Origin of the sequence: Myxococcus faecalis, assembly GCF_050039385.1 — a bacterium.
GTDB classification, from domain to species: Bacteria; Myxococcota; Myxococcia; order Myxococcales; family Myxococcaceae; genus Myxococcus; species Myxococcus fulvus.
Genome location: NZ_CP144336.1, coordinates 7581111 through 7606794, shown reverse-complemented (window position 1 = coordinate 7606794; position 25684 = coordinate 7581111). Strand labels below are relative to the sequence as shown.

The window sequence follows — 25684 nt, the reverse complement described above, 5'->3', positions numbered from 1 at the left end:
GTGCCGGCCGAATCGTCCGAAGTCTTCACGCGCGCGGCATGAGGGCCACGCACAGGACAGCGCGTTCCACCAAGACGTCCGGCGTCGCCACGCACACGGAGGAATGCCCACGCGCAGGCCAACTGGCGGGACCACCTCGACTCAGTGCCCGCATCGGCGGCAGTGACACCACCTTGTCGCCGAGCGCTCAGTGGAGGGACCACGCGCAGCCCTGTTGAAGGGCGGCCATTTCACCTCAACTTCCCCCCGCAGCAGCGCCACCGTCATGCCAACTCACGCTCGTCAAAGGGGCCAGGCGCAGCCCAGTCGAAATGCGCCACCTCGCATCAAGGCCCCGCAGCAGTGAGAGCACGCAGCACCAACGTCATGCCGCTTCGCGCTCACCACAGAGGCCACGCACAGCCCAGCGGGAGCGCGGCCACCTTGCATCCCCCCTCAGCATCGAGTGCGCGCAGTTCCACCGTCATGCCAACTCACGCTCGTCACAGGGACCAGGCGCAACCCAGCTGAAGGGAGCCACCTTGCGTCAGCGCCCCGCATCAGCGGAATCAAGCAGCGCCGCCATCGCGTCGCCGCGTGCATGAAGGAGCGCCAACGCGCAGTGCAGCTGAAGGAGCCGCCTTGCGTCAGCGCCCCGCATCAGCGAGGCGCTAGCAGCACCGGCATCCCGAGCCGCCCCCACTCAGGGGGCGAGCCGCCCGCTCAAGCCTTGAGACATGCACCCACGAGCAGCCGCTCGCACAGCGCCGGGAAGTCGATGCCACGTCCCGCCGCAATCTTGGGCAACAGGCTGGTGGCCGTCATGCCCGGCAGCGTGTTGGTCTCCAGCAAGAACACATCGCCACTCTCGGTGACGATGACGTCCGAGCGCGAGCCACCCGCGCAGCCCAGCGCCCGGTGCGCGCCCAGGCACACCTCGTTCACCCGCGCGTACTGTGCCTCGGGGAGCGGCGCGGGGAAGAGATACTGGGTACCCGTCCCCGCCTTGTACTTCGCGTCGTAGTCGTAGAACTCGCGCGCGGCACGCACCTCGATGACGCCCAGCGCCTCGTCGTCCAGCACGCCGCCCTGAACCTCACGCCCCTTCACGAACTGCTCGACCATGAGCGTGCCCGCGTACTTCGCGGCGTCCTTCACCGCGGCATCGTACGCATCCCGCGTCTTGCAGATGTGCACGCCCACGCTGCTGCCCTCGCGGCTGGGCTTCACCACCACCGGGAAGGGGAACGGCAGCGAGTCCCCCGCGGCCAATGCGGACGCCTCGTCCTGGAACGCGCGATACGCGGGCGTGGGAATGCCATGCGCCAGGAAGATCTGCTTCGCGTACACCTTGTCCATCGCCATCGCTGACGCGAGCACACCGCTGCCCGTGTACGGGATGAACATGGACTCGAGCAGCCCCTGGAGGCTGCCGTCCTCGCCGTAGCGGCCGTGCACCGCCAGCCACGCCACGTCCACCTTCTCGGCGACGAGCCGCGCGGGCAGGTCCTTGCCCACGTCGATGTCCACCACGTCGTAGCCCAGCGAGCGCAGCGCGCCCGACACGGCCGCCCCCGTGCGCAGGGACACCTCGCGCTCGGACGACAGGCCGCCGAACAACACGCCCACGCGCTTGTGCTTCAGCTCGTCCTTCGTGAAGGCGCCGCGATTGACTGTCATGGCAGGAAGACTCCCACGCGTTTGACTTCGGGTTTCATGTCGACGCCAGTGGCCTCCTTCACGCGCGTCTGCATCAGCGTGATGAGCCCCAGCACGTCCCGAGCGGTCGCCCCGCCCAGGTTGACAATCCAGTTGGCGTGCAGCGTGGAGATCTGCGCCCGCCCGAGCGTGTGCCCCTTCAGGCCCACCAGCTCGATGAGCCGCCCGGCATGGTCACCCGGCGGATTGGTGAAGACGCTGCCGAAGTTCGGCTGGCTCAACGGCTGCGTGCGCTTGCGGTACCCCAGGTCCGCGTCCATCGCGACCTTGGACGCCGCCACGTCCCCGCGCGGCAACCGGAAGCGAACCCGCGTCACCACCCCTCCAGCAGGCAGCTCCGAGTGACGGTACGCATGCGGCACCTGCGCCTTCGTCAGCCACCCCACCCCGTCCGGCGTCGCGACCTCGACGGCCTCGATGACACGGAAGGCCTCGCCGTTCTTCGTGCCCGCGTTCATCGCCACCGCGCCACCCAGCGTCCCGGGGATGCCCGCGAGGAACTCCGCGCCCACCAGCCCCTGCGAGCGCATCACGTTCACCAGCTTCACGATGGCCGCGCCCGCCCCCAACGTGATGAGCCCACCCTCCGGCCCCACGTCGATGAGCTCCGGGAACAGGTCCCCGGGCAGCTTCACCGTGACCCCCGGCACACCGCCATCCCCCACCAGCGTGTTCGCGCCACCACCGAGGATGCTCAAGGGCGCGCCCTCGTCACGCGCCAGCTTCAGCACCTCCACCAGCGCATCGCCGGAGCGGGGCCGCACCAGCGCCTCCGCCGCGCCGCCCACCCGGACGCTGATGAGCGGAGCCAGGGGCTCGCCCGCCTTCACGTCACAGTCCGGAACTCGCTCCGCGCGCAGGGCCAGCGCCGTCTTCACGCCTGCTTCCACCATATCGCGCTAGCCCTTCGTCGGAGCCGCATGGCCCAGCAGGCCGAGCAGGTCCGGCCCCACGTGGGTGATGTCACCCGCGCCCAAGGTCAGCACCAGGTCCCCCTCGCGCAGCCGGGGCAGCAGCGCCGCCGGCAGGTCCGTGCGCTTGGGGACGAACGTCACGTCGCGGTGGCCGTGCGCGCGGATGGCGTCCGCCAGCGCGTCACCCGTGGCGCCGGGAATCGGCTCCTCACCGGCGGCGTAGACGTTGGTCACGAAGAGCAGGTCCGCGTCGTTGAACGCGGTGGTGAAGTCCTTGAACAAGTCGTGCGTGCGCGTGTAGCGGTGCGGCTGGAAGGCCACCACCAGCCGGCGACCGAAGGCGCGCCGGGCGCCCGCGAGCGTGGCCAGCACCTCCGTGGGGTGGTGCCCGTAGTCGTCCACCACGGTGATGCCCTTCGCCTCGCCCTTCACCGTGAAGCGCCGCTGCACGCCGCCGAACTCGGCCAGCGCCGTGCGCACCGTCTCCAGCGGGATGTCCATCTCCTCCGCCACCGCGATGACCGCCAGCGCGTTGAAGGCGTTGTGCGCACCCACCATGCGCACCCGGAACTCCCCCAGCGCCTCGTCCCGGCGGAACGCCTGGAACGTGGTGGTGAACCCATCCAGGGTGATGCTCTCCAGGCGGTAGTCCGCCATGTGCGAGCTGCCGTAGGTGACGAAGCGCTTCTCGATGCGCGGCAGGAGCGCCTGGACGTTGGGGTTGTCCAGGCACAGCACGTTGAGGCCGTAGAAGGGCACCCGGTTGCAGAACTCCACGAAGGCCGACTGGAGCACCTCCAGCGAGCCGTAGTGGTCCATGTGCTCCGGGTCGATGTTGGTGACGATGGAGATGGACGGGTGCAGCTTGAGGAAGCTGCCGTCGGACTCGTCCGCCTCCACCACCATCAGCTCGCTCTTGCCCAGCTTGGCGTTGGAGTCGAGCACGTTCACCTTGCCGCCCACCACCGCCGTCGGGTCCAGGCCCGCGGCGCTCAGCACCGTGGCCACCATGGACGTCGTCGTCGTCTTGCCGTGGCTGCCGGCGACGGCCACCGCGTACTTCAGCCGCATCAACTCCGCGAGCATCTCCGCGCGGGGGATGACGGGAATCTTGCGCTGGCGCGCGGTGACGACCTCGGGGTTGTCCTTGCGCACCGCCGAGGAGATGACCACCACGTCCGCCTGGACCAGGTTCTCGGCCTTGTGGCCCTCGAAGATGGTGGCGCCCATGCGCGTCAGGCGCCGGGTGATGTCGCTCTCCTTCAAGTCGCTGCCGGACACCCGGTAGCCCAGGTTGAGCAGCACCTCGGCGATGCCGCTCATGCCGATGCCGCCGATGCCCACGAAGTGCACCTGCGCGGCGTGCCGCGTCTTGAAGAGACTGGGGGGCTTGTTCCTCGTCACGACTCGCTCCTGGGCGCCTTCTTCGCTTCGGGTGTGGCGCGCTCGCGGCCACTGGGGCCCCAGGTCTGCACCATCAAATCCACGCACACGTCGGCCAACTCCTTGGCCGCCTCCGGACGGCCGAGCAGCGCCGCCTTCTTCTCCATCCCCTTGAGCCGCTCGGGGTGCGCCTTGAGCGCGCGCAGGGTCTCCGCCAGCTTCGCGCCCGTCAGCTCCGACTCCTGGAACATCAGCGCCGCGCCCGCGTCCACCAGCGCCCGCGCGTTGACCGTCTGGTGGTCATCCGTCGCATGCGGGAACGGCACCAGGATGCTGGCCTTCTTGCACACCGTCAGCTCCGCCAGCGTGGTGGCGCCCGCGCGACAGATGACCAGGTCCGCCTTCGCGTACGCGCTCGACATGTCGTCGATGAACTCCACCACCTCCGCGTCGAAGCCCTTGTCCTGGTAGCCCTTGCGCACCATCTCCAGGTCGTTCTTGCCCGTCTGGTGCACGAAGCGCAGCTCGCCCTTCAAGTCCCCCAGCGAGTCGAGCGCCTCCAGCATCCGCTGGTTCAAGCCCCGCGCGCCCAGGCTGCCGCCGAAGACGAGCACCGAGAAGTGCTCGTGCGCCACGTGGCTGCGCAGGTAGTTGTCCATCAGCTTGCGACGGATGGGGTTGCCGATGAGCTGCACCTTCTTCTCGGGGAAGAACTGGCGCGCCTCCTCGAAGGCGATGAACACCACCCGCACCACCTTGCCCAGCACCTTGTTGGTGAGGCCCGGCAGCGCGTTCTGCTCCTGGATGGCGGTGGGGATGCCCATCAGCCACGCGGCCAGCACCACCGGCCCGCTCGCGTAGCCACCCACGCCCACCACCACGTCCGGCTTCTGCCGGGCGAGGATGCGGAAGGACTCGATGAACGCCAGGGGCAGCGCGATGAGCGCCTTGAGCAGGGAGAAGAAGCCCTTGCCCTTGAGGCCCTGCACCTTCACCAGCTCCAGCGGATAGCCCTCGCGCGGCACCACCCGCGCCTCCAGGCCCCGCTCGGTGCCCACGAAGACGACCTCGTTGGCGTGGTGACGCGTCACCACCTCCTCCGCCAGGGCGATGCCCGGGAACAGATGCCCTCCCGTGCCGCCTCCCGCGATGAGCACCTTCACGCCGCCACCTCCCTCAGCTCCGAGCCCGACCGGGCGCCCCTCGGCGCCCCCTGCGCGCTGGCGCTCAGCGACAACAACACGCCCGCCGCGCCCATCAGCACCACCAGCGACGAGCCGCCGTACGAGACGAACGGCAGCGTCAGCCCCTTCGTGGGCAGCAGCCCCATGGCCACGCACATGTTCACCGTGGCCTGGAAGGCGATGATGGAGGAGATGCCCAGCCCCAGGTACGTGCCGAACGACTCGCCCGCCGCCAGGCTCGCGCGCACGCCGCGCCACAGGACGATGGCGTAGAGCACCACCAGCACACCCACGCCGATGAGGCCCGTCTCCTCGCCGAGGATGGCGAAGATGAAGTCGGTGTGCGCCTCCGGCAGGAAGAAGAGCTTCTGCCGACCGTCGCCCAGGCCCAGGCCGGACACGCCGCCGGAGCCGATGGACATCAGCGACTCGGCCACCTGGTAGCCCACGTCATGCCGGTGGGCCCAAGGGTCCAGGAACGCCAGGATGCGCTTCATGCGGTACGGGCTGGACGCAATCGCCACGTACGCCAGGGGCAGCGCGAGCAGGATGGAGCCGACCAGGTAGCTCAGCTTCGCGCCCGCGGCGAACAGCAGCACGAACAGCATGAAGACCAGCAGCACGCTGCTGCCGAAGTCGGGCTGCAGCATGCAAAGCATCACCAGGATGCCGCACAGCGCCAGGTGCGGGAGGAAGCCCACGGAGAACGTCGCCACCTTCTCGCGCTTCTTCGCCAGCGAGTACGACAGGTAGACCACCCACGCGAACTTGGCGACCTCCGCCGGCTGCAGGCTGAAGCCCGGCAGCCGAATCCAGCGGCGCGCGCCGCCCGCCGTCGAGCCGATGCCGGGGATGGCCACCAGCACCAGCAGGACGATGGCCGCCAGCAGCAGCGGATACGCCCAGCGCGCCAGCTTGCGCCACCCCACCTTCATCGCCACGGCCATGGCGACCAGGCCCATGCCCGCCGCCGTCACCTGCCGCTTGAAGAAGTAGAGGCTGTCGCCGAGCTTGTCCTGCGCCAGCACCGCGCTCGCCGAGTACACCATCACCAGCCCCATCGTCACCAGGGCCAGCACCGCGCACAGGAGGATGGGGTCGAACCGCACGGGAGCGTTCGACGGAGGAGAGGTCTTCATGCCGTCACAGCGCTCCGACCAGGCGCTTGAAGCTGTCGCCCCGGTCCTCGAAGTTCTTGAACTGATCGTACGACGCACACGCGGGCGACAGCAGCACCGTGTCCCCCGCCTTCGCCAGCTCGCGCGCCTTCGCCACCGCCGCCGACAGCGTGCCGCACGCATGCACCGCCGCCTGCCCCTCGTAGGCCCGGGCGAGTGCTTCCGAATCCGCGCCGATGGTCAGCACGCCCTTCACCCTGCCCCGCCCCGCCTCCACCATGGGCGCGTACGGCGCGCCCTTGCCCTTGCCGCCGGCAATCAGCCACACCCCGTCCCGGAAGGCGCGCAGCGCCACCAGCACCGAGTCCACGTTGGTGGCCTTCGAGTCGTTCACCCACTCCACCCCGTCCAGCACCCGCACGCTCTCCAGCCGGTGGGGCAGGCCCGGGTAGCTGTCCAGCCCCGCCTGCACCGCGTCCGCCGGCACACCGCCCAGCCGCGCCAGGAGCGCCGCCGCCATCGCGTTCTGCGCGTTGTGCGCGCCGCGCAGCGCGCGGTTGTCCAGCCGGTACGACTCGCCCAGGAACTCCAGCCGGAAGCCGCCGTCCTTCGCCACCGCGAGCCCCGCGAGCTTCGGCGCGTCCACCACCGGCCGGCCCGTGACGCTGAAGCCGTACACCGGCACGCGGGCCTGGGTCGCAAGGCCCATGACGGCCGCGTCGTCGGCGTTCACCACCGCGAAGTCGCCGTCGCGCTGGTGCTGGAAGATGCGCGCCTTGGCCTCGCCGTATTCCTGGTGGCTCGCGTACCGGTCGATGTGGTCCGGCGTGAGGTTGAGGATGGCGGCGCCGCGCGGGCGCAGGGACTGGATGCCCTCGAGCTGGAAGCTGGACAGCTCCACCACCAGCGCGTCCCAGTCCGAGGGCGTGAGCGCCGCCTCGCTGAAGGGCCGCCCCAGGTTGCCGCCCACGAAGGTGCGCCGGCCGCCCTTGGCGAACAGCTCCCCGGTGAGCGCCGTGGTGGTGCTCTTGCCGTTGGTGCCGGTGATGCCGAACAGCGGTACGGCGGTGAGCGCACGCCACGCCAGCTCCACCTCGCCCCAGATGGGCACCCGGGCCGCGGCGGCCGCGCGCAGCTCCGGCAGCGCCAGCGGCACGCCCGGGCTCACCACCACCAGCGCCTGCGACTCCAACAGGCCCGGCGGCGCGGGCACGGTGACGAGCGCGGCCCCCAGCGCCTTCACCTCACGGGCCACGTCGCCCAGGGCTTCCTCGCTGCGAGCGTCGAGCGCCGTCACGCTCGCGCCCTGCCGACACAACAGGCGGAGCGCCGCGACGCCGCTCTTCGCCAGCCCGTACACCAACACCTTCTGCCCGGACAGCGAGAGCGACATGGGAGGCACCACCCCTTGGGGGAATCAGCGCAGCTTCAGCGACAGGAGCGCCACGCCACCACAGAGGATGGAGACGATCCAGAAACGGACGATGATCTTCGGCTCGGCCAGGCCCTTGAGCTCGAAGTGGTGGTGCACCGGCGCCATCTTGAACACACGCTTGCCGGTCATCTTGAACGAGGCCACCTGAATCATCACGCTCAGCGCCTCCGCGAAGAAGATGCCGTGGATGATGGCGGAGACGACCTCGTTCTTGGACAGCACGGCGAGTCCGCCCAGGGCCCCACCCAGCGCCAGCGAGCCGATGTCGCCCATGAACACGGAGGCCGGGTAGGTGTTGAACCACAGGAAGGAGATGCCCGCGCCGACGATGGCCGCGCAGAACACCGCCAGCTCCGCGCCGCCCTTCACCTGGAGGATGCCCAGGTACTGGTACAGCGGCGTGGCCACCAGCTTCGTGGTGCCCCCCACCGTCACCGAGTCGGCGATGCTCAGCGTGGTGCCCGCCACGTAGCAGAGCACCGCGAACGTAATCGCGGAGACGATGGTCGGCACGATGGCCAGGCCATCCAGGCCGTCGGTGAGGTTCACCGCGTTGGACGTGCCCACCACCACCACCCACGCGAACACGACGTAGAACCACCCCAGGTCCAGGTTGAACCAGTGCGAGGGGATGAAGGGCAAGGTCAGCCGCGTGTTGATGAGCAGCGTGGGGCCGAACGAGCCGTCTGCTTGCGTCCACGTGGTGAGCAGGCCGAACACCGCCACCAGGTAGAAGAAGGTCTGCAGCACCATCTTCTTGCGGCCCGCCAGGCCCTTGGAGTTGCGCTTGGACAGCTTGAGCCAGTCGTCCAGGAAGCCGATGAAGCCGTAGCCGAAGGTGAGCAGCAGCACCACCCAGACGACGCGGCTCTTCAGGTCCGCGAACAACAGGGTGCCCGCCGCGATGCAGATGAGGATGAGCGCGCCACCCATGGTGGGCGTGCCCTTCTTCTTCTGATGCGAGTCCGGCGTGTCCTCCCGCACGTTGCTCTGGCCGTGCTGCTTGAGCCTGAGCCTCGCGATGAGGCGCGGGCCGATGAGCATGCCCAGCACGAGCGCGAAGACCCCGGCGGCGATGATGCGGAAGGTGGGGTAGCGCAAGAAGTTGAGGATGCGCCCCGCCTCCGTGTTCTGGATGAGCTCGTAGAGCAGGTACAGCACTAGTGGTTTCCTCCGGAGGACGTCGGGGTGCCCGTCAACGCGGCCACCACCCGCTCCAGCCGCATGCCGCGGCTCGCCTTCACCAGCACCACGTCCTGGGGGCGCAGCCGCGGCGTCAACCACGCCACCAGCGGCTCCACCTCCGTGAAATGCGCCGCGGCCTCTGCCAGCCCCGCGCGCTTGAAGCCTTCCGCCGAGCGCGGGCCGAAGAACGCCACCAGCGCCGCCTTGCCCGACACCTGCTCGCCCAGGCGCGCGTGCTCCTCCAGCTCGCCCGGGCCCAACTCCAACATGTCGCCCAGCACCGCCACCGCCCGGCCGCCCGAGGGCACCAGCGTGCCCAGGGTCTCCAGCGCCGCGTCCATGGACGCGGGGTTGGCGTTGTAGCAATCGTCGATGACCGTCACGCCGCCCTGCCCGTCCAGCACGTTGAGCCGCCGCGAGTACGGCCGCGCCGCCTCCAGCCCCCGCACGCACTCCTCGGGCGTGTAGCCCAGCGCCAGCGCCACCGCGAAGGCCGCCGTGGCGTTCTGCGCGTTGTGCGGGCCGATGAACGCCAGGCGCACCGGCCACTCGCGGCCCAGGTGACGCACCGTGGCCACCATGCCGTCGCGGCCCTTCGTCTCCACCGACACCAGCCGCACGTCCGCGCCGTCCGTCCGGCCGAACGTCAGCCGGTTCGCCGTGCTGCGCTCGGCCTGCGCGGGGATGAGCGCGTCGTCCGCGTTGACGACGATGGTGGTGCCCGGCCCCATCTCCTGGAACATCTCCCCTTCCGCGTCCGCCACGCCCTGCAGGCTGCCCAGCCCCTCCAGGTGCTCGGGCTGGACGACGGTGATGACGCCCGCGTCGGGGCGCACCATGCGGGTGAGCCGCTCGATTTCACCCGGGCGGTTCATCCCCACCTCGATGACGGCCGCCACGTGCTGGGGCTCCAGCCGGAACAGCGTCAGGGGGACACCAATCTCGTTGTTGAAGTTGCCCTCCGTCTTCAGGGCAGGCCCGCGCGTGGCCAGGATGGCGCCCACCATCTCCTTGGTGGTCGTCTTCCCGTTGGAGCCGCCCACCGCGCAGATGGGGATGCGGAAGCGCTGACGGTGGTGGCGGCCCAGGGCCCCCAACGCCATCAGCGTGTCCTCCACCTCGTACAGCACGAAGCCCTCGGGCAGCGCCGGCAGCGCGCGGCCCCTTCCCACCACCGCGCCCGCCGCGCCACCCCTGGCCGCGGCGTCCACGAAGGCGTGCGCGTCGAAGCGCTCACCCACGAGCGCCACGAACAGGCAGCCCGGGGTGAGTGCCCGCGTGTCCGTGCAGACCGCTTCGAAGGCGGTCGGTCCGGGCCCCAGGCGCCGGGTCGCCCCGGTCGCCTGCACCACCTCTTCGTCGCTGAATCGAGCTGCCATGGGGTGTGAGGGCCCGCCTCGCGCGCCTTGTCTCAGCTGGGTTTGCGGGCGGCCAGCACCGTGGCGGCCACCTGCCGGTCGTCGAACTTGTGCTTCTCCTGGCCCACCTGCTGGTAGGTCTCATGGCCCTTGCCGGCGATGAGCACCACGTCCTCCCCGGTCGCCAGGCCGATGGCCTGCTCGATGGCGGCGCGGCGGTCCGCTTCCACCAGGTAGCCCTTCTCACCGGACTTCACCTTGGCGGCGGAGATGCGGCGCAGCCCCGCCTTCTCCAGGCCCGGCGTCACCTGGGCGATGATGTCGTCCGGGTCCTCCGTGCGCGGGTTGTCGCTGGTGATGACGGCGACGTCGGCGGCCTCCGCGGCCACCTGCCCCATCAGCGGGCGCTTGCCCTTGTCCCGGTCCCCACCGCAGCCGAAGACCACGATGACGCGGCCCTTGGCCAAGGAGCGCGCCGCCTCGAGCGCGCGCTTGAGCGCGTCGTCCGTGTGCGCGTAGTCCACCAGCACCGCGGGCGCTCCGCCCGGGCCGTAGTTCTCCACGCGCTCCATGCGGCCTTCCACCGGCGTCATCCGCTCGATGCCGACCTTCACGTCGCTGCGCGAGAAGCCCGCGCCGATGCCGATGCCCACCGCCAGGAGGATGTTCTCCAGGTTGTGGGGGCCCAACAGCTTGCTCTTGAGCGCGATGTCACCCGAGGGCGTCTTCAGCGTGCCCTTGATGCCATCCAGCGAGAACGTGACGTCCGAGGCCGAGATTTCACCGCTGCCCTGACGGCTGAACTTCCACGCCATCTTCTTCTGGCCGCGCTGCTCGTTGTAGATGCGGCTGGCGTAGGTGTCGTCGCCGTTCACCACCGCGACGCCCGAGGCGGACAGGTTCTCCGCGAAGAGCTTCCGCTTGGACTGGAAGTAGTCCTCCATGTCCTTGTGGTAGTCGAGGTGGTCGCGGCTCAGGTTGCTGAAGCCCGCGGCCTTGAAGGTCAGCCCGTGCACGCGCTCCTGCGCGAGCGCGTGGCTGGAGACCTCCATCACCACCGTCTCCACGCCCGCGTCCACCATCTCCTTGAAGATGCGGTGCAGCTCCAGCGGGTCCGGCGTCGTGTTCGCCGTCGGCACCGTCTTGCCGCCGAACTTGTAGCCCAGCGTGCCGATGACACCCGTGGACACGTAGGCCGCCGCGCTCATCGCCTCCAGCAGGAAGGACGTCGTCGTCTTCCCGTTGGTGCCGGTGACGGCGAGCAACGTCAGCTTGTCGGCCGGACGGCCATGGAAGTTCGCCGCGATGAGGGCCAGCGCCTTGCGCGCGCTGCCCACCTTGAAGAAGGGCACCTGCGAGGAGGGCACCGGCTTCTCGGAGACCACCGCCACGGCTCCGCGTGACACGGCCTCCCCGATGAACTGGGCACCATCCTCCTTGGTGCCGGGAATGGCGACGAACAAGTCGCCGGGCTTCACATGCCGCGAGTCCTGGGTCACACCGGTGACGTCGACCGCGGAACGACCACCCGAGGTCTGCTCGGCACCACACCCTGCGAGGACATCCGTCAGCTTCATCTCTTCCCCTTCTTCACACGCATTGCAAGCGCGGGGCCTGGAGCAAGCGCGGCCTCATTGCCGCGTCGCCATCTCCAGCGTCACCCGGGCCCCCTTCTCCACCAGCGAGCCGGCGGCGGGGGTTTGAGACACCACACGACCACTTCCCAGTACCTGTGGCTCCAACGCCGCGGCGAGCAGCTTCACCACGGCCTCACGCCCCCCGGCCCCCTGGACGTCCGGCACACGCACCGTGCCGGGCTCAGGGCTCTCCGAGACCGCTTCCTCCAACGCCGGGCGGGCGGGCTCGACGGCCGCTCGGGCCACCGGCTTCGCCGCGCCAGGCGCGGGGGACGCGGCGGCCACGGCCGTCCCGGGTGCCACCGTCCGAGACGGAGGCACGGCCAGGTGGGCCATGGCGGCGGTCGCAATTTCCTTGAAAGCAGGGGCAGCCACGAGCCCCCCGTACACGTCTGTCTTGGGTTCGTCCACCACCACGAGGATGACGATGCGAGGATCCTCGGCCGGCACCATGCCGACGAAGGAGGCGATACGCTTGTCCGAGTAGCCCCGGGCCACGGGGTCCGCCTTCTGGGCGGTGCCCGTCTTGCCCGCCACCCGGTATTCATCCATGGCCGCCCGGGGCGCGGTGCCTCCCTTGACGACCACGCTTTCGAGCATGCCCACCACCTGCCGGGCGACCTTGCTGGACACGACCCGGCGGACCTCCGTGGGACGGTTCTCCAGCAGAACCACCCCGTCCGGGTCCACCACCTTCGACACCAGGTAGGGGCGCATCATCACGCCATCGTTGGCCAGCGCACCATAGCCGGCGGCGATCTGCACCGCGGTGGCCGTCATGCCCTGACCGAAGGACTGGGTGGCCAGGGACACTTCGGCCTTCGGGAAGGGGATGACGCCCCGGCCCTCGCCGGGCAGCGACAGCCCCGTGCGCTCGGCGAAGCCGAAGGCGTGGTAGCCGGCGACCATCTTCTCGCGGCCCAGCACCTGGGCGATCTTGGCCATGCAGATGTTGGAGGACACCTGGAGGATGCCCTGCGGCGCCAGCCACCCGTAGGAGTGGGTGTCGTTGATGGTGTGGCGCCCCACGCGCCAGGCGCCGTTCTCGCAGAAAAAGACGCTGTCGGGCGTAATCGCCTTCTCCTCCAGCGCGGTGGCCACCACGAAGGGCTTGGTGGTGGAGCCGGGCTCGAAGGTGTCCAGCGCGGCGCGGTTGCGCATGCCGCCGCGGGAGCTGGACTCGGGCGTGTTGGGGTTGAAGCGCGGGTGGTTGGCCACCGCGAGCAATTCCCCCGTCTTGGGGTCCAGCGCCACCACCATGCCGGCGACGGCCTTGGCCTCCTCCACCGCCTTGGCCAGGGCCTTCTCGGCCACGTACTGGAGGTGGCGGTCCAAGGTCAGCGTGACGGCGGCGCCCTGGCGCTCCAGGGGGTCGGTGGCGCCCTGCACCAGCAGCTTGCGGCCCTTGGCGTCGCGGAAGCCGGACATGCGCGAGTTCTGCCCGGACAGCTCGTCCTCGAAGGCCTTCTCCAGGCCCTCCAGGCCCTTGCCGTCCATGCCGACCAGGCCCATCACGTGCGCGCCCAGCTCGCGCTGGGGATAGAAGCGCTTGGGCTCCTTGGTGAAGCCCAGGCCGGGCAGGCCCAGCGCCTTCACCGCGGCGACCTCCTGGGGCTTGGCCTGGCGCTTGACCCAGGCGAAGCGCTTGGAGCGGGCCAGGCGCGCGGCCAGCTCGTCCGCGTCCACCTTCAGGGCCTTGGCCAGCTGCTTCGAGGCCTGGCGCACGTCGGGCAGCATCGACGGGTCCACCCAGACGGAGTCCACCTCCACGCTCTGGGCGAGCGGCGTGCCGCGCCGGTCGAAGATGTCGCCGCGCCGGGCGGGAATCTCAATCTGGCGGACGTACTGGTCCTGCGCCATCCCCCGCAGCTTCTCCTGCTCGAAGACCTGCAGCTGCACGGCGCGACCGAAGGCGACTCCCAAGAGGAGCAGGAAGAGGCCGAACAAGAGCTGCACCCGCAGCTTCAGCCCCTTCGCGTTGGGCTCCGGAGCCCGGGTCGCCTTGAAGTCCCTCACCGGCCCGCGCCTCCACGGCCAGCCACGCGTACGGCGGGCTTGGGGTCCTGGGGCGCCTGGGCGGAGGCGCTGGCGCGAGAGGGCTTCTCCGCGGACAGCGACACCACCGCGCTGCCGGCGGGCATGCTCATGCCCAGCTGCTCACGCGCGACGCGCTCCAGCCGACCGGGGGCCTTGAGCGTGGCCAGCTCCAGCTTGAGCCGGTCGTTCTCCCGCGTCAGCGAGCGGCTCTCGGCCTCCTCGCGCGACAGCCGGTAGCCCATGTCCACCACCATCACCCGGCTGGTGACGTGGAGGATGCCCACCGCCGCGAACAGGGTGAACAGCAGGACCGCGGGCAGCAGGTGCAGCAGCACGCCCGTCACCGAGACGGAGCCACGCTGGGACGACGCCTTGCTCATCGCACTTTCTCCACCACGCGCAGGTGCGCGCTCCGAGAGCGGGGGTTGACCTCCACCTCTTCCTCCGAGGCGGACACGGCCTTCTTCGTCACCACGCTGAAGTTGCCCACGCTCTGACAGACGCAGACGGGCAGGCCCGGAGGGCAGGTGCAGCGGCCCTCCAGCGCGCGGAAGGCTTCCTTCACCTTCCGGTCCTCCAGCGAGTGGAAGGAGATGACGGCGGCGCGCCCGCCCACCTTGAGCAGGCCCGGCAACGCGGAGAGCAGCGCGTCCAGCGCCTCCAGCTCCTGGTTGACGGCCATGCGCAGCGCCTGGAACGTCCGGGTGGCCACGTGGATGCGGTTGGGCCACGCCTTGCGCGGCACCGCGCGCTTGACGACCTCGGCGGCCTCCAGCGTGCGCGTGGGCAGCGCGCGCTTGAGCTCGCGGGCGATGGGCCGGGCGAAGGGCTCCTCGCCGTACTCCTCGAGGATGTGCTTGAGCTCGCGCTCGTCCAGCGTGGCGATGAGCTCCGCGGCGGTGGGGCCGTCCGGGCCCATGCGCATGTCCAGCGGGCCGTCCTTGTTGAAGGAGAAGCCGCGCTCGGCCACGTCCAGCTGGGGCGAGGACACGCCCAGGTCCACGAGCACGCCGTCCACCGGCAGCAGGTCCTGGGTGACGCGGGGCAGGTCGGCGAAGTTGCCGGCGCGGCCCTGGAAGCGGGGGTTGGGGCCCAGCCGGGAGGTGGCCGCCGCCAGCGCCACCGGGTCGCGGTCCACGCCGACGACGGACGCGCCCTGGGCCAGGAGCGCCTCCGTGTGGCCACCACCCCCGAGTGTGCCGTCGATGATCACCTTGCCCGCTCCCGGTCGCAGCAGCTCCACCGCTTCACGCAGCAGGACGGTGTGGTGCTGGAATTCCAAGGCCCCCACGAGCACTCAGACGAAGGGAGCCCGCGCGAGGCCGAAGGCGGCGCGAGCGTCGTTCATGTGCGGGTAGATTTCGAAGGCGTCGTGCGCGCCGGCGGCCCGGAAGATGGCCGCCAGGTACGGCGACAGGCCGGACAGCTTCAAATCTCCACCGGTGCGGCGGAAGGCCTCGGCGCGGGCCATCAGCGGCTTGACGCCCTTGTAGTTGAGGTGGCCGACGTCGGACAGGTCCAGCACCACCTGACGCAGGCCCCGGTGCATGCGCTGGGTGAGCTCGTCGCACAGGGTCAGCAGGTCCTGCTCGCTCAGCTCGCCCTCCAGCATGAGCGTCTCCACGCGCCCGGCACCCGCCAGCGCGCTCGCCGCTCCTCGCCGCACCTCCAGAACCTGATTCATACGGTGTCACCCTCTGGGGACTTCAGCCCTCTGTCGACTTTCCGGACTACGGCTGCCGCAGCTCGGAGAGCACCTTCATCACGTCCGCGGAGGCCGCCTCCTGGCGGGCCTCTTCCTGGGCCTTCGCCCAGCCCTCGCGGCTCCAAAGCTCAATGACCTTCACCATCCCCGCCCACACCACGTCCTTCTCCAGCCCCGCGTACGTCCGGAGCGACGGCGGGATGAGCAGCCGTCCCAGCCGGTCCAGCGGGCACTCCTGGGCGCTGGCCACGTACAGGCGCATCAGCGTCTTCACCCCGGGCTCCATGGGATTTCGCCGCGCGAGGGAGGTCTCCAGCGCCTCCCACTCCCGCACCGGGTAGGCGTGCAGGCACCGGTCCAGCGCGGTCGTGACGATGAGCCGCTCGTCGTAGGCCCCCACCAGGGTCTCCCGGAGCTTCGCCGGGAGGCTGGTCCGCCCCTTCGCGTCGATCTGGTGCTCATAGACGCCTCGGAACACGGGGGGCGATCCACCTTTTCAGCCCATCAAGGGATGAAGCTCCACTCCTTCCCACTTCTTGCCACTACCGGGCGGCATTCATACGCGCCCACATGGGGGGGGTCAAGAAAGCGCAACAGGTTGGAACACGCCGCCAGTGCAACGCCGACATCCGGACAACCCGTCACACCTGGAAGGTCAGGTGTTTGGCGCGGCGCGGCGCCCTACCCGTGGCGCTGGGGTAAACTTGAGCTCCCCCCGAGAAGGGCGCAGAGTGACGGGTGCGTGAACACGAACGTGCGACTGAAGGTGGCCTACAAGAGCCCGCAGTCCCTGGTGGGGGAGTACACGCGCAGCGTGGGTCAAGGCGGCGCCACCCTCCACACGCGGCGCAGCCTGCCGCTGGGCACCCGTTTCACCTTCGAGCTGCACGCCGGAGGCGCGCTGCGGCCCGTGGAGGTGCTGGGCGAGGTGGTGCAGGTGGAGCCGCGCCCGGAGCGCGACTACCTGCTCACGGTGCGGTACGGCGCCACCGAGGACCGCTCCGCGCTGGACGCGGTGCTCCAGCGCATCTTCTCCGTGCAGGAGAAGGAGGGGCTGCGCCGCTTCCCCCGGCTGCCCTTGCACCTGCGCGCGGTGGAGGCGACGCCCCTGTCGCCGGCCTTCCTGGTGCGCGACATCTCGCGCGGCGGCGTGGGGCTGGACGTGATGGCGCCCGCCCTGCCCCGCCACGTGCGCGTGGGCACGCCGTTCCTGTTGGAGATGGACCTGACGGGCGGCGCGCTGCTGTTGCACGGCGAGGTGGTGTGGACCGCGTCCACGCCGCGCAAGAACGCCACCGAGGCGACGCCGGGCTTCGGCGCCACGTTCGGCCGGCTGCGCGCGCCCATGCAGGAGCGGCTGGACGCGCTCTTGGCCTTGAGCTCGTTGCCCCCCGCGCCGTGGAAGGCGCGGGTGAGCTTCGGCATGGACGCGGTGACGCGGATGCCGTGAGGGCGGCGGGAGGCTACTCCGCGAAGGGGTAGCCGCCGGCGGCCTCGACGGCGGTCACCACCGTCTCACGCAACTGGGCCGGGTTGTACGGCGTGAAGACGTCCAGCGTGCGCAGGCGCGTCAGCTCCTTGTCCAGCGCGTCGCCCTCCAGCGTGGCGCACAGGGCGCGGCGGGTGCGCTCGTACACGCGCGGGGCGCTGTCGAACGCGAACAGGCGCACCAGCGCCAGCCGCACCGGGTCCACCTGCCCTCCCGCGGCCACCTGCCGGGTGCGCGTGACGAGCGAGTCCAGCGCGAACGCGTCCATCATCACGTCGGAGAGCGCGGCGAGCACCTCCTGGTGCTTCTCCAGCTCCGGGCCGAACTTCTCCGCGGCGATGCGCAGGGCGTGCAGCGCCAGGCGCTTGGTGCTCTCCGCGGCGACCTCCTCCGCCGCCAGCGCGTCCTCCGTGCGGGCGCGGGGGCGCTCCCCGCGCGACAGCTCGTCCGCGATGTTCTTCGCCACGGAGAACAGCGGCAAATCACCCTTCACCGCGCGCTTGAGGATCATGCCCGTGATGAGCATGCGGTTGATCTCGTTGGTGCCCTCGAAGATGCGGTTGACGCGCGCGTCGCGGTAGGCGCGCTCGATGGGGTACTCCTCGATGAAGCCCGCGCCACCGTGCAGTTGCACGGCGTCATCCAGCAGGTGGCCCAGGGCCTCCGAGCCGTAGACCTTCATGATGGAGGACTCGATGGCGTACTCCTCCACCGCAGCCAGCAGGTGCGCCTCGAAGTCCGGGGCACTCTTGTCCCGCGAGGCCAGGCGCGCGTCGACCAGGCCCGCAGTGCGGTAGGTCATGCTCTCCACCGCGTGGACGAGCATCGCCATGCGCGCCAGCTTCTCGCGCGACAGCGGGAAGTCGGCGATGGCCGTGCCGAACTGCTTGCGCTCCTGGGTGAAGCGCAGGGCGTTGGCCAGGTTGAGCTTCATGCTGCCGAGCACACCCGCGCCCAGCTTCAGCCGGCCGTAGTTGAGGATGTTGAAGGCAATCTTGTGGCCTCGGCCCACCTCGCCCAGCAGGTTCTCCGCGGGCACCTTCGCGTCCTCGAAGTAGAGCGGGCACGTGGACGAGCCACGGATGCCCATCTTGTGCTCCTCGGGGCCCACGCTGAAGCCCGGGGTGTCCTTCTCCACGATGAAGCCGGTGAACTTGTCACCGTCCACCTTGGCGAAGACGACGAACACGTCCGCGAAGGCCGCGTTGGTGATGTAGAGCTTGGAGCCGTTGAGGACCCAGTGCTTGCCGTCCGGCGAGCGCACCGCCTTCGTCTTCGCGCCCAGCGCGTCGCTGCCGCTGCCCTGCTCGGTGAGCGCGTACGCCGCCACCCACTCGCCCGTGGCGAGCTTCGGCAGGTACTTCGCCTTCTGGGCCGCGTTGCCGAACCAGACGATGGGCAGCGTGCCGATGCCCACGTGCGCGCCGAACGTCACGGACCAGGAGCCGTTGAGGCCCATCGCCTCCGCGAGCAGCAGCGAGGTCGTCTTGTCCAGGCCCGTGCCGCCGTAGGCCTCGGGGATGTCCGTGCTCAGCAGGCCCAGCTCGCCCGCCTGTCGCAAGAGCTCGCGCAGCAGCGCGTTGTCCTTGTGCTCGATGCGCTCGGACTGCGGCACCACCTGCTCGCGGCTGAACTGGAGCGCGGTGCGGAAGAAGAGCCGTTGCTCCTCCGTGAAGGTCTCCGGCGTGAGGACGCGGGCAGCGCCGACCTCCTGGAACAGGAAGGCACCTCCGGTGGGGTTTTCCTTCGACGCGGCGGGCTCATTCACTGCGGCCATCCAAGACCTCCCAAGGTGAACGGAAGGAACACCCCTTCCGCCGGCGGGCACACGGCCCACCGTGCAAGCTATGAAGCGCGCCATCTTAGGGGGAGAAGCAAGCGGGCCAGCCCTTTTCTCGCTGCGGGCCTGTCCGTTCCCCGCGGCTTTCCGCACTTCGCGTCCGGTATTTCCGCGCAGCGGAACGTGCGGGGCCCCGTGCCTGTGGCGTGAGCGACAGTCACAGGGGTCCCGCAGACGTCGACACCGCTCACGATGACCACCCATGGCCCCTCACTCCAGGCCGGAGGCGCTCCGCCTCCAGGGAAGGGTGGCTGTCATGAGAACGAGCGCGAGCGTGCTGGTGGCGTTGTTCGTCGCGGGTGTCGTCACCGGGCAGCCCCAGTGGCGCCGCCGGCTGGACGGCGCCGTCGGCTTCGCGCTCGGCGTGGCCACGCACGGCAACCGCGTGGTGGCGGTCGGCACGTTCGCCAACACCTTCACCTTCGCGGCACGGGAGCACTCATCCACCGCCAACCTCGGCATCGACCAGGACGCCTTCGTCGCCGCCTGGACACGCGACGGCGAGGAGCGCTGGGCGTGGAACTTCGCCTTCGACATCGACGCCATCGCCATGGACCTGAACGACGGCGTCACCCTCATTGGCGGCTACCAGGGCCTCAGCCCGGATACGGCGGCCCTGGGAGTTCCTGATGGCAATGCGGCGAGCGCCGCCAACGTCTACGTCGCGAAGCTCGACCGCATCCACGGCTCGTGGCGCTGGGTGCGGACCTTCCCCGGCGGACAGGACCGCGGCAGCCCCGGCTTGGATGAGGGCACCGTCGCCGTCACCCCGGATGGCAGGCCCGCGGTCATGGGACGCTTCCACGACACGCTGCGGGTCGGCTCGCGGGCGTGGACCGCGAACGGCCTGTCGGACCTGTTCCAGTTCGGCTTCGAGCCCTGAGGCTCAGCCCGCGTCCCCGGCGCGCCGAGGCGTCGGGTAGACGAGGCACAGCGTCTCGAACAGGGGCTCGCCCGGGGACGTGTACACGGCTCCGAGCGCCCTGGCCGCCTGCGCCACCTCGGTGCCGAACGAGGGCACCAGGCAGATGTCCTCGGACTGCTTGAAGCGCCCCTTCAATAGCCCCAGGCCCCGGCGCAGCATCGCGAGGTCCTGACGCCCCTCGCGCACCGGCACCGACGGGCCGTTCGCGTCCGGGCCGGGCAGCTTGCCCACGCTCGTGCTCAATTCGAACCCATCCGCGCGCTGGATGATGCGCAGCTTCCCCGGGGCCACCTCCGCCAGCCACTCGCGGAAGCCCTCCTCGTCGCGGAGGACCAACCGATAGGCGACGGGCGCGTCCGGATGCGCGAGCCACACCGAGCCCGCCGAGTCCCGCAGCACCGCGAACAGCTCCGACACCTGCGCCAGGAACGTGTCCGCGTCCGGCACGAGCAGCACGTCCCGGCCCTTCACCCGCGAGGCCAGGCGCGCGAGGGAGTCCGGGTTCATCGGCTCGAACGTCTCCGCGTCCACGCGCACCTGCTCACCCGCGAGCGCCATCCGCAGCGCTCCAGCGGGGAGCTTCTCTCCGTAGACCGGAGCATCGACCCGGGGCCGCGCGCCCCCGTCGTCGGCGGCGGTGGCCCGAGTCCCCGGGGTCAGCGACGGGAGCGGCTCGGGCTTCAGCGACTGCAGGGGCTGCGCGGGCTTCTCCTCACGACAGCCCGTGAGCGCGAGCCCCATGCACAAAAGGCCCCCGAGCCATCGTCGCCCCGAGACTCGCGCCGCTCGATGAATGCATCCGCGCGCCATCACCGCCCCGAACCTCACGACGTCACCCCCGCCCGCGTCCCCGAGGACACCTCCGACGACCGGCCCACCTCCCCGCCTTGAAACACTCGCATGCGACATCCCGGTGCGTCATGAATCCAGCCGCGCGTCATGACCTCAACGCAAGACGTCACGGGGGTGACGGGCTGGCCGTCGCGGGCGGCGTCTGCGCGGGCTTCGGCAGCGTGCTCGCGACACAGGCCGCGTCGGCGAGCCCCAGGCCCACCGCGTGCTCCGCCGCCTGGCGCGCGTCCTGGAAGAGCACCATGTCCGTGAAGCGCTGGGGGTCCTTCGTGCGCCCCGCGTCACGGATGTAGATGGCCTTCACGCGTCCGGGGAACTCCTCGCGAATCTGCGCGTAGACCTCCGGGTCCTTCTCACCCGAGTCCCCCACCAGCACCACCGGCTGCGGGAACTGCGTGAGCAACCGTCGGATGATGGGCTGCTTGTAGTCGGACAGCGAGCCGGGCCCCAGGTCCCGCAGGTACACGCCGAACCCCGCCGGGAAGCCGTGCCGCGTCAGGAACGACTTCACGCGCGGCAGGTACTGGACGGGCGAGCCGCTCACCAGCGCGAACGCCGAGGGCACGCCGCCCCGCAGGCACCCGTAGAGCGCCGACATGCCCGGCACCACCTCCAGCTCGTCCGCGTCCTTGAGCAGCGCCGTCTGCACCAGCTTCGTCGGCTTCGTCACCTGCGTCACCACCACCGTGTCGTCGAAGTCGGAGACGACGAGCAGCGGCGTCGCCGCCGGCACCACCTCCACCCGCGCCGACGTGGCGGCGCCCTCCACCCACGCCTCCGCCTCGAACGCCCCCACCTCGAAGGCCTTGCCCTCGGGCGGCAGGAGGTTCACCTCGAACCCACCGTCATGCCCGCTGGTGAGGGTCGCCGTCACCCCCTGGAAGCGCACCGACACCTTCGCGCCCTCCCAGTTGCGAGCCGCCAGGCGACGCACGTTGCGCGTCAACGCCGAGCTGCCGTCACCGGGCGCTTCCTTCAGCACCCGCCCCTGCAACATCACCCGCTCCGGCTGCCCCAACACCGGCGTCAGCAACACCGCGGGCGCCGCCATGACGCGGGGCGCGCAGAGAAATCCAAGCAGGACAAACCATCGAGCAAGCGTGTTCAACGGAATTTTCCCGTGTTAATGTTTACGGAGACCTTGATGATAGCTTCACGCGGTCATCGAAGGGCGTCGTGGTGGGGTAGCACATCGGCCCGGTGCGCCCAGAGGAGCCGGAAGACACGTGGAGCACCCGTCCGAAGGGCGCGATTTCGGCAAGTACACGTTGCTCGAGCGCATCGCGACGGGCGGCATGGCGGAGATCTACCGCGCCCGGATGACGGCGGTGGCGGGTGTCACCAAGCCGGTGGTCATCAAGAAGATCCTCCCCGGCTACGCGGACCAGAGCGCCTTCGTCTCCATGTTCGTCAACGAGGCGCGCATCGCGGCGGGGCTGAGCCACGGCAACATCGCGCAGGTCTTCGACTTCGGCGAGGTCGACGGCCAGTACTTCATCGCCATGGAGTGGGTGGACGGGCATCCGCTGTCGCGCGTGCTGCGCCGGGCGCGTGAGAAGGGACTGTACACGCTCCCGCAGCCGCTCGCCCTGCTGGTGACGGTGGAGGTGCTCAAGGGGCTGGCATACGCGCACACGCGCCTGGATGACCGGGGCCGGCCGCTGCACATCATCCACCGCGACGTCAGCCCGCAGAACGTGCTGCTCAGCTTCGAGGGTCAGGTGAAGCTGGTGGACTTCGGCATCGCCCGCGCGCGGATGGCGGGCGGCTACGAGTCCGACGCGGGCGACGCCAAGGGCAAGTACGCCTACTTCGCGCCGGAGCAGGCCCGGGGCCGGGAGCTGGACGCGCGCGCGGACATCTTCGCCGCGGGCACCCTGCTGTACGAGACGCTGTGCGGGCGACTGCCCTTCGAGGGCTCCGTCACCGACGTGATGCGGAAAATCGCGGTGGGCGACTTCCCCCGGCCGCGCGAGCTGGAGCCGGACATCCCGCCGGCCCTGGAGCGCATCCTCCTCACCGCGCTCGCGGTGGAGCGCGAGCAGCGCTACCCCACCGCCGAGGCCTTCGCGGAGGTCCTCACCCGCTACCTGCACACCGCCACGCCCGACGTCTCCACCAGCGCGCTGGCCCACTTCATGGGCTACCTGTTCGAGACCGAGCTCGTCGCGGACGGTCGCCCCGTGCTGCTGCCGCGCGAGTTCCTGGGGCAGATGGCCCGCTGGACGCGCCCGCTCGCCGAGCGCCGCACCCTCCTCCGGGAGCTGCCGTCCGCGCCCCTCGAAACGCCGCTGGAGTCGCCCGCCGCGCCCCGCCCGCCCGAGGGCCGCCGCGAGCGCACCACCCAGCCCATCCCCGCCGTCCCCGGCCCGTCCTCCGACGCGCCCACCGCGGAGGCCCCTCCTCCCGAGCCCGCGCCGACCACCGACGCGCCAGTGCCGCTCCGCCCTCGCGTGCCGAACGCCATGGCGCTGGGGACGCCGGTGCTCGCGGCCATGGGCGTGGCGCTGGTGGTGATGATGCTGGGGCGCAACGGCACCTTCTCCGTGGAGCTCAGCTCGTCGCCGCCGGGCGCCAACATCCGCGTGGATGGCCGCCCGCTGGACACGCTCACGCCCGCGCTCCTCACCCACCTGCCCGCGGACGCCGAGCACCTGCTGGAGGTCCACATCCCCGGCATGGTGCCCTGGAGCCAGGTGGTCCGCGCCGAGCGGGGCACCACCCTGGCCGTGCACGCGCGGCTTCGTCCTCGGATGAACACTCCGGCCGCGTCCGCCATGTCGGCCCGCGCGCACCACGCGCCCCCCGTACCGGAGATGGACTGGGCCCCGGGCGGCATCCGCCTGTCCGCGGTGAGCCACGCCTTCCGCGTCCCCGTCACCAACGCCGCCCGCGTGCAACTGGACCCGGCCCGCACGTACCTGGTGCACACCGAGGGGCGCATGTCGCTGGGCGGCCCCATGTCCGTGGAGCACGCCGGCTACTTCCTGGAGGGCGACGCGAACCTGCCCGCGCACGACTCCTTCGGCGTGCTCGGCCCCGACGAGCAGCTGGTGCGCCACGCGTCCGTGCTCCACGTCTTCGCGCTGGATGCCCGCCGGGACGACAACCGGGGCGGGCTCCAGGTGTGCATCCGCGAGCTGGGGGGAGCGAGCCTCGCGCCCTTCCGCCTGGACTCGCGCCAGCACGCGGTGAAGCTGTCACGCGCGGACCGCTTCGTGCTCCGCGCGCTGGACCCGGGCACCACGTACGACGTGGTGCTGCGCTACACCGCCGAGCCCGCCCGGACCCGCGGCCTGGGCGGAGGCCCGGTGGGCCGGGTGCTCGGCCTGGTGGGCACCGGCCCCGGTCCCGAGGGCTCGCCCAGCGGCCTGGCGCTCCTGGAGGTGGGGCAGCCCACCCGGCTCAGGGGGGCGTCGTGGCTCCAGCTCGCCTTCCCGGACGACAACCTGGCCGACAACACCGGCACCCTCCTCCTGGAGGTCATCCCCGTGGTCCACCCCACCGGCGGCCAGACGGCCCCCGCCGAGCACCGCCACGGCCGCACGGCGCAGTGAGCCCTGCTACAGCCGTGCAGCGGCCTGTCGCCGAAAAGTTGATCCTCCAGTCGCTCCCCCTACCCTGAGCGACAAGGAGGGCTCAACATGTTGAAGCTGGTGGCAGTGGCCGTGGTGGGAGCGGTGGTGCTCGGGACGGTGGGGCTGTCGGGCCGCGTGGACGCGCGTCCCGGGAGCAGCGAGGCGGAGCCGACGCAGGCGCAGGTGGAGGCGGCGCTGGACGCGCGGCAGAAGGAGCTGCTGGGCATCCTTTTGGAGGCTCAGCGGACGGGCGAACGCACGGCGTCGGTTCACCGGTAATCTCGTGGCGTCGAGCGCGACTCGGTGCTAAGCCCGGGCCTCCGTTTGACGTCTACCTGCCCGCGAGGGGGACATGCCTGAAGGGTCCGCGTCACTCAACCAGCTCGCGGTCGGCGACCGGGTCGTCTACCCGAATCAGGGTGTCTGCCGCGTCACCGCCATCGACACCAAGGAAGTGGCGGGACAGAAGCTCATCTTCGTCACGATGCGCCGCGAGGAGGACAACGCCCTCCTGATGGTGCCCCAGCAAAAGGTCGTGGCCATCGGTGTGCGCCGGGTCGCCAGCCCCGACGACGTGAAGAACCTCTTCGCGTTCCTGCGCTCCGACGGCGACAAGGCCGACCTGGACTGGAAGCAGCGCGCACGCACCAACCAGGAGCGCATGACCCAGGGCGGAATCCTGGGGCTCGCCGAGGTGGTCAAGGACCTCCAGGTCCTGAGCGAGCTGCGCCCCCTGCCGACCAAGGAGCGTGAGCTGTACGACAACGCCCGGCACCTGTTGGTGTCGGAGGTCGCCACCGCGCTCGGCACCGCCGAGGTCAACGCGGAGGACGCCATCGACCTGGTCCTCTTCCCGCCCGGCCGCGAGCGCCCCAAGCGCACCGCCGCCGAGTTCGCGAAGGGCGACGAGGACGACCTGGGGCTCGACGGAGACCTGCTGGGGCTCGACGGAGACCTGGACCTGCCCTCCGACGAGGAGCCGCAGTCCGAGTCCGACGAGGAGAGCGCCTCCGAGGAGGAGGGCGAGGAGTCGTCCGAGGAGAAGGGCGATGAGGAGTCCTCCGCGCCCAAGAAGCGCGGCCGTCCTCCCAAGGCCAGGCCCGCGGAGGCCGAGGGCGCCGAGCCCGCCGCGCCCAAGAAGCGCGGCCGTCCTCCCAAGCCGAAGCCGGAGGCGCCCCCCGAGGGCGCCGAGCCCGCCGCGCCCAAGAAGCGCGGCCGTCCTCCCAAGCCGAAGCCGCCCGAAGTGGAGGGAGCGGCGCCCGCCGCGCCCAAGAAGCGCGGCCGTCCGCCCAAGGCCAAGCCCGCCGACAGCGAGGACTGACCGCCAACACCATCCAGGGGGCCCT

Annotated in this window: 22 protein-coding genes; 5 read left to right on the top strand and 17 right to left on the bottom strand. The window is 70.6% G+C overall.

Going from position 1 to position 25684, the window contains the following annotated elements; all coding sequences use genetic code 11:
* Window positions 1-702: 702 nt before the first annotated feature.
* The 14 genes from VZQ01_RS30680 to mraZ are packed head-to-tail and all read right to left on the bottom strand — an operon-like array spanning window position 703 to window position 16132.
* On the bottom strand, window positions 703-1659 hold the full coding sequence (locus tag VZQ01_RS30680) for a D-alanine--D-alanine ligase (protein ID WP_426745383.1): 957 nt from the start codon (window positions 1657-1659) through the stop codon (window positions 703-705).
* On the bottom strand, window positions 1656-2591 hold the full coding sequence (murB, locus tag VZQ01_RS30675) for a UDP-N-acetylmuramate dehydrogenase (RefSeq protein WP_426745382.1): 936 nt from the start codon (window positions 2589-2591) through the stop codon (window positions 1656-1658). The genes VZQ01_RS30680 and murB overlap by 4 nt, the downstream gene beginning before the upstream one ends.
* A gap of 6 nt (window positions 2592-2597) precedes the next feature.
* Entirely contained in the window at window positions 2598-4016 is a 1419-nt protein-coding gene (murC, locus tag VZQ01_RS30670; protein WP_223748281.1) for a UDP-N-acetylmuramate--L-alanine ligase, read from the bottom strand.
* On the bottom strand, window positions 4013-5158 hold the full coding sequence (murG, locus tag VZQ01_RS30665) for an undecaprenyldiphospho-muramoylpentapeptide beta-N-acetylglucosaminyltransferase (protein WP_426745381.1): 1146 nt from the start codon (window positions 5156-5158) through the stop codon (window positions 4013-4015). The genes murC and murG overlap by 4 nt, the downstream gene beginning before the upstream one ends.
* Entirely contained in the window at window positions 5155-6318 is a 1164-nt protein-coding gene (ftsW, locus tag VZQ01_RS30660) for a putative lipid II flippase FtsW (RefSeq protein WP_223748279.1), read from the bottom strand. Before ftsW ends, murG begins: the two co-directional genes overlap by 4 nt.
* Window positions 6319-6322: 4 nt before the next feature.
* Complete coding sequence (gene murD / locus VZQ01_RS30655; RefSeq protein WP_426745380.1) at window positions 6323-7690, bottom strand: UDP-N-acetylmuramoyl-L-alanine--D-glutamate ligase; 1368 nt, start codon at window positions 7688-7690, stop codon at window positions 6323-6325.
* Window positions 7691-7714: 24 nt separating this feature from the next.
* Window positions 7715-8893: a phospho-N-acetylmuramoyl-pentapeptide-transferase gene (gene mraY, locus VZQ01_RS30650; protein ID WP_046715503.1), complete on the bottom strand. Its 1179-nt coding sequence runs from the start codon at window positions 8891-8893 to the stop codon at window positions 7715-7717.
* Window positions 8893-10296, bottom strand: coding sequence for a UDP-N-acetylmuramoyl-tripeptide--D-alanyl-D-alanine ligase (locus VZQ01_RS30645; protein ID WP_426745379.1), 1404 nt, complete (start codon window positions 10294-10296; stop codon window positions 8893-8895). The genes mraY and VZQ01_RS30645 overlap by 1 nt, the downstream gene beginning before the upstream one ends.
* A 32-nt stretch (window positions 10297-10328) precedes the next feature.
* Window positions 10329-11852: a UDP-N-acetylmuramoyl-L-alanyl-D-glutamate--2,6-diaminopimelate ligase gene (locus VZQ01_RS30640; protein WP_223748275.1), complete on the bottom strand. Its 1524-nt coding sequence runs from the start codon at window positions 11850-11852 to the stop codon at window positions 10329-10331.
* A 54-nt stretch (window positions 11853-11906) separates the two neighbouring features.
* Entirely contained in the window at window positions 11907-13928 is a 2022-nt protein-coding gene (locus VZQ01_RS30635; RefSeq protein WP_426736463.1) for a penicillin-binding transpeptidase domain-containing protein, read from the bottom strand.
* Window positions 13925-14329, bottom strand: a complete 405-nt coding sequence (gene ftsL, locus VZQ01_RS30630; RefSeq protein ID WP_223748273.1) for a cell division protein FtsL — start codon at window positions 14327-14329, stop codon at window positions 13925-13927. Before ftsL ends, VZQ01_RS30635 begins: the two co-directional genes overlap by 4 nt.
* The gene (gene rsmH / locus VZQ01_RS30625) at window positions 14326-15240 is read right to left on the bottom strand and encodes a 16S rRNA (cytosine(1402)-N(4))-methyltransferase RsmH (RefSeq protein ID WP_223781833.1); all 915 of its coding nucleotides are present in this window, start codon (window positions 15238-15240) and stop codon (window positions 14326-14328) included. The genes ftsL and rsmH overlap by 4 nt, the downstream gene beginning before the upstream one ends.
* Window positions 15241-15246: 6 nt before the next feature.
* A complete protein-coding gene (locus tag VZQ01_RS30620; RefSeq protein ID WP_223748271.1) occupies window positions 15247-15633 on the bottom strand; it encodes an STAS domain-containing protein in 387 nt (128 codons plus the stop codon).
* Window positions 15634-15679: 46 nt separating this feature from the next.
* Entirely contained in the window at window positions 15680-16132 is a 453-nt protein-coding gene (gene mraZ, locus VZQ01_RS30615) for a division/cell wall cluster transcriptional repressor MraZ (RefSeq protein ID WP_046715510.1), read from the bottom strand.
* A 264-nt stretch (window positions 16133-16396) separates the two neighbouring features.
* On the opposite strand from mraZ, the gene VZQ01_RS30610 reads away from it, so the two are divergent.
* Window positions 16397-17104 (top strand): PilZ domain-containing protein, encoded by a 708-nt coding sequence (locus tag VZQ01_RS30610; RefSeq protein WP_141326194.1) that lies wholly within the window; start codon window positions 16397-16399, stop codon window positions 17102-17104.
* A 13-nt stretch (window positions 17105-17117) separates the two neighbouring features.
* Here the strand turns inward: VZQ01_RS30610 and VZQ01_RS30605 are convergent, their stop codons facing one another.
* The gene (locus tag VZQ01_RS30605; protein ID WP_426745378.1) at window positions 17118-18920 is read right to left on the bottom strand and encodes an acyl-CoA dehydrogenase FadE; all 1803 of its coding nucleotides are present in this window, start codon (window positions 18918-18920) and stop codon (window positions 17118-17120) included.
* A 319-nt stretch (window positions 18921-19239) separates the two neighbouring features.
* Here VZQ01_RS30605 and VZQ01_RS30600 point away from each other — a divergent pair, with 319 nt between their 5' ends.
* A complete protein-coding gene (locus VZQ01_RS30600) occupies window positions 19240-19866 on the top strand; it encodes a hypothetical protein (protein WP_426745377.1) in 627 nt (208 codons plus the stop codon).
* A gap of 3 nt (window positions 19867-19869) precedes the next feature.
* Here the strand turns inward: VZQ01_RS30600 and VZQ01_RS30595 are convergent, their stop codons facing one another.
* The gene (locus VZQ01_RS30595; protein WP_408889518.1) at window positions 19870-20649 is read right to left on the bottom strand and encodes a hypothetical protein; all 780 of its coding nucleotides are present in this window, start codon (window positions 20647-20649) and stop codon (window positions 19870-19872) included.
* A 217-nt stretch (window positions 20650-20866) separates the two neighbouring features.
* On the bottom strand, window positions 20867-21811 hold the full coding sequence (locus tag VZQ01_RS30590) for a phosphatase domain-containing protein (RefSeq protein WP_426745376.1): 945 nt from the start codon (window positions 21809-21811) through the stop codon (window positions 20867-20869).
* A gap of 175 nt (window positions 21812-21986) precedes the next feature.
* Between VZQ01_RS30590 and VZQ01_RS30585 the strand changes: the two genes are divergently transcribed.
* The 3 genes from VZQ01_RS30585 (at window position 21987) to VZQ01_RS30575 (ending at window position 25659) form a co-directional block, all read left to right on the top strand.
* Window positions 21987-24317 (top strand): serine/threonine-protein kinase, encoded by a 2331-nt coding sequence (locus VZQ01_RS30585; protein ID WP_426745375.1) that lies wholly within the window; start codon window positions 21987-21989, stop codon window positions 24315-24317.
* An 87-nt stretch (window positions 24318-24404) separates the two neighbouring features.
* Entirely contained in the window at window positions 24405-24617 is a 213-nt protein-coding gene (locus VZQ01_RS30580; protein WP_046715516.1) for a hypothetical protein, read from the top strand.
* Window positions 24618-24690: 73 nt separating this feature from the next.
* Entirely contained in the window at window positions 24691-25659 is a 969-nt protein-coding gene (locus tag VZQ01_RS30575; RefSeq protein WP_426745374.1) for a CarD family transcriptional regulator, read from the top strand.
* Window positions 25660-25684 lie beyond the last annotated feature (25 nt).

Excerpts from the sequence above, each read along its gene's own strand:
- VZQ01_RS30645 (WP_426745379.1), bottom strand. The coding sequence starts at position 10,296 with ATGGCAGCTCGATTCAGCGACGAAGAGGTGGTGCAGGCGACCGGGGCG.
- VZQ01_RS30580 (WP_046715516.1), top strand. The coding sequence starts at position 24,405 with ATGTTGAAGCTGGTGGCAGTGGCCGTGGTGGGAGCGGTGGTGCTCGGG.
- VZQ01_RS30620 (WP_223748271.1), bottom strand. The coding sequence starts at position 15,633 with ATGAATCAGGTTCTGGAGGTGCGGCGAGGAGCGGCGAGCGCGCTGGCG.
- VZQ01_RS30590 (WP_426745376.1), bottom strand. The coding sequence starts at position 21,811 with ATGGCGGCGCCCGCGGTGTTGCTGACGCCGGTGTTGGGGCAGCCGGAG.
- murB (WP_426745382.1), bottom strand. The coding sequence starts at position 2,591 with ATGGTGGAAGCAGGCGTGAAGACGGCGCTGGCCCTGCGCGCGGAGCGA.
- VZQ01_RS30595 (WP_408889518.1), bottom strand. The coding sequence starts at position 20,649 with ATGGGGCTCGCGCTCACGGGCTGTCGTGAGGAGAAGCCCGCGCAGCCC.
- ftsW (WP_223748279.1), bottom strand. The coding sequence starts at position 6,318 with ATGAAGACCTCTCCTCCGTCGAACGCTCCCGTGCGGTTCGACCCCATC.
- murD (WP_426745380.1), bottom strand. The coding sequence starts at position 7,690 with ATGTCGCTCTCGCTGTCCGGGCAGAAGGTGTTGGTGTACGGGCTGGCG.
- VZQ01_RS30575 (WP_426745374.1), top strand. The coding sequence starts at position 24,691 with ATGCCTGAAGGGTCCGCGTCACTCAACCAGCTCGCGGTCGGCGACCGG.
- ftsL (WP_223748273.1), bottom strand. The coding sequence starts at position 14,329 with ATGAGCAAGGCGTCGTCCCAGCGTGGCTCCGTCTCGGTGACGGGCGTG.
- VZQ01_RS30680 (WP_426745383.1), bottom strand. The coding sequence starts at position 1,659 with ATGACAGTCAATCGCGGCGCCTTCACGAAGGACGAGCTGAAGCACAAG.
- VZQ01_RS30600 (WP_426745377.1), top strand. The coding sequence starts at position 19,240 with ATGAGAACGAGCGCGAGCGTGCTGGTGGCGTTGTTCGTCGCGGGTGTC.
- VZQ01_RS30605 (WP_426745378.1), bottom strand. The coding sequence starts at position 18,920 with ATGGCCGCAGTGAATGAGCCCGCCGCGTCGAAGGAAAACCCCACCGGA.
- VZQ01_RS30640 (WP_223748275.1), bottom strand. The coding sequence starts at position 11,852 with ATGAAGCTGACGGATGTCCTCGCAGGGTGTGGTGCCGAGCAGACCTCG.